This is a genomic window from Burkholderia sp. RF4-BP95 (assembly GCF_001521985.1).
Taxonomy (GTDB): Bacteria; Pseudomonadota; Gammaproteobacteria; order Burkholderiales; family Burkholderiaceae; genus Burkholderia; species Burkholderia diffusa.
Window position 1 is genome coordinate 1 of sequence record NZ_LOSX01000037.1, and the last position, 3,086, is coordinate 3,086.

General features: G+C 63.2%; 4 protein-coding genes. All 4 read right to left on the minus strand.

All coding sequences use genetic code 11. The features are described 5' to 3' along the window. Positions 1-37: 37 nt before the first annotated feature. The 4 genes from WS46_RS15020 to WS46_RS15035 all read right to left on the minus strand — a co-directional run bounded on the left by WS46_RS15020 (position 38) and on the right by WS46_RS15035 (position 3,018). Positions 38-634, minus strand: coding sequence for a plasmid pRiA4b ORF-3 family protein (locus WS46_RS15020; protein ID WP_059524049.1), 597 nt, complete (start codon positions 632-634; stop codon positions 38-40). Positions 635-674: 40 nt separating this feature from the next. After that, positions 675-2,189 (minus strand): IS66 family transposase, encoded by a 1,515-nt coding sequence (locus WS46_RS15025; RefSeq protein WP_373557181.1) that lies wholly within the window; start codon positions 2,187-2,189, stop codon positions 675-677. Between the two features lie 77 nt (positions 2,190-2,266). Then, entirely contained in the window at positions 2,267-2,614 is a 348-nt protein-coding gene (gene tnpB / locus WS46_RS15030) for an IS66 family insertion sequence element accessory protein TnpB (RefSeq protein WP_006764055.1), read from the minus strand. Then, on the minus strand, positions 2,611-3,018 hold the full coding sequence (locus tag WS46_RS15035) for a transposase (RefSeq protein ID WP_059524053.1): 408 nt from the start codon (positions 3,016-3,018) through the stop codon (positions 2,611-2,613). The genes tnpB and WS46_RS15035 overlap by 4 nt, the downstream gene beginning before the upstream one ends. Positions 3,019-3,086 lie beyond the last annotated feature (68 nt).

Here is a 3,086-nt window from a genome sequence, read left to right on the forward strand (position 1 = left end):
TGTAAGCGTGGAGCCGATACCGTGTTGACGGCGTGAGTTACCGGTTTCCCCAACGATTGGAAGCCATGCGTAGCAGCGTGGCATTGGCAGCACGCAGATCGAACAGTTCTGCGTCGAAGCCGGGGCCGACCCAGTTTCGGTAATGGTCAGCTTCTTCGCTATTCGGATCGTTGCATAGCGCGCTCAGGAACGCTTCGTAGCCATGCGGGCCGCCCACATCCTCTGGCGGGCACGCGCGAGCACCATCAATGACCTGGGCCGCGCCCCACGGTTCGCTCTCAATGGTTTCCACTTTCTCAACGACGATGGCGTGATCCCAGCCGTCTCCGAAGTCGTACCGGTAGAGGAAGCGCGAGCCAGGTTTCAGGACCTTCTGCAGTCGAACCTTCCGGTCATCGGCGCTCGTGCCCGGGTCGGCGAAGTCCAGCACGTCGTCGACCTCGAACATGGCGTAGGTCATGCCGTCGATCAGGAAGTCGTGCAGGTGGGTGTCTTCCCAGCCGAAGGCCGCCTGCAGGATATGGTGCAGCTTGCGCAGCGACTCGGTTCCTTCGACCTCGATCCTGCGCCAGATGGGCGGCTCGATGTGTTGAAGCTGCACGTGCAGGGTAAAGCGCTGGAACGATTTCGCCATCTGATCTCCGGGTGAACGGGAAGCCAGCGGCATTATCGCCTTACGATGCCAGGGTGGTCATGTTCCAGGGCAGCAGGTCTTCGACCCGGTTGATCGGATGGTCTGCAATGCGCGTGAGCACGGTGCGCAGATACGCCTCAGGATCGATGCCGTTGAGCTTGGCCGTACCGATCAGACTGTAGATCGCCGCCGCACGCTCGCCACCTGAGTCCGCACCGGCGAACAGGTAGTTCCGGCGCCCGATCGCCACCCCGCGCAACGCGCGCTCAACTGGCAGGTTATCGATTTCCAGACGCCCGTCGTCACAGTAGCGCGTGAGCGCTTCCCACCGGTTCAGCGCATAGAGAATCGCCCGACTCGTGTCGGATTTGCGCGAGAGCGTTTCCAGCGTGGCACTCAGCCACGCATGGAGCTGATCGAGCAAGGGCCTGCTATGTGTTTGCCGGTACGCCTGTCGCTCATCGGGCGGCTTGCCCCGGATCGCTTCCTCGATCTTGTACAACGCGCCGATACGCTCCAGCGCCTCGGTGTTCAAGGCATTCGGGCGTGCGGCGTGCAGTTCGTAGAACTGTCGCCGAGCATGTGCCCAGCAAGCTGCTTCGGCTACCCGCCCGGTTTCGTAAATCGCCTGATATCCGCCGTAGGCATCCGCCTGCAGCGTGCCGTTGAACGATTCGAGATGCTGCTGCGGATGGACGCCCTTGCGGTCGGCCGTATAGGCGAACCAGACGGCCGGCGGCGTCATGTCGCCCGAGTTCCGGTCGTCGCGCACGTAGACCCACAGCCGTCCGGTCTTGGTCTTGCCATTGCCCGGCGCAAGCACCGGCACCGGCGTATCGTCGGCATGCAGCTTGGTGGCCGCCATGATGTGCCGGCGTAAGGCGTCGACCAGAGGTTGCATCAGGCTCGCACCATGACCCACCCATTTCGCCAGCAGCGAGCGATCCAGATCGACACCCTCACGCGCATAGATCGCCGACTGGCGGTACAGCGGTAGATGGTCCGCGAACTTCGAGACCAGCACATGAGCTAGCAAGCCCGGACCAGCCAGGCCGCGCTCGATGGGGCGGCTCGGCGCAGCAGCTTGTGCGATGTGGTCGCAGCACGTGCATGCCAGTTTCGGGCGCACATGGCGGATCACGTGGAAGCTGGCCGGTACATATTCCAGCTGCTCGGAGATGTCCTCGCCGAGTTGCTTCATGGGGCCGCCGCACGCCGCGCAGGTTTCGCCCGATTCTGGCCAGTACGTCAGGATCTCGCGTGGCAGATGCTCGGGGAGCGGTTTGCGCGGCGCTTGTCCCGGTGCGGTACGCGGCGTCTTCGGAATCTCGATGGGGGCAGCGCCTTCGTCGGCCTCGAGCTCTTCCAGTCGCAACTCGAGCTGCTCGATCTGACGGTCGAGCTTCTCGGAGCTCCGGCCGAACTGCATGCGGCGCAGTTTCGCGATCAGCAGCTTCAGATGCTCGATCTCGGCCTTGGCGGTGGCGTTCGCCGCCTTGTGCGATTCGACCACATCTTCCAGATGCCCAATGCGGGCATCGCGCTCAAGCAGCATGGCCTTGAGCGCTTCGATGTCGTCCGGATAGACGTTTGCCGTGGTCATGCAGGCAGTCTACGCGGCGGCCGGCAGGTTTACAACGCCGAGGTCGGCTCCGCCGTGCGGACTGGTTGCCGCCAGTCGATACCTTCGAGCAGCATCGACAGTTGCGCCTGGCTCAGGCACACCACGCCACCATCGGCACGTGGCCACACGAACCGACCGCGCTCCAGGCGTTTCATCAGCAGACACATGCCGTCGCCGCTCCACCACAACACTTTGACCAGATCGCCACGCTTGCCACGGAACACGAACACGTGGCCGCTGAACGGGTCTCGCTCCAGCACGGTCTGGACCTTGGCTGCCAAGCTATTGAAGCCCGAGCGCATGTCGGTCACGCCCGCGGCCAGCCAGATCTTCGTGTGGCTGGGTAGTCCGATCATGCTGTCGGTCCCGACGTGCCGCGCAACATACGGAGCACCAGCAACAGCGTGGCTTCATGTGGCGAGCCTTCGATGCGCACTCGGGTGTTGCCTACGCTGATCTCGATGGCGCCCGCCGGAGCGGCACTGGCGACCGGCGCCGGGGCCGGTTGCTCGATCTCTTGCGCCGGTGCCTCCACGGTCACGGGCAGCAAATCCACCGAATCGTATTCGCCGCCACGCAATGCTCGACGCCATTTGAACACAAGGTTCGGATTCACCCCATGCTCCATCGCCAGACGCGCCACCGATACGTCCGGCTCGCAGGCCAGCTTGGCCAAATGCCGTCGAAATTCGATCGGGTGATTCGGGATGCCTTTGCGTGAAGTTCTCTTCGGCGTATCTGTTGCCACTTTGGTCCCCACTACTTTGGTGGGGACTACTCTGGCAACTTCCTTTCACATCGTCGAGACGGTGCTGGGGACACGCTTAC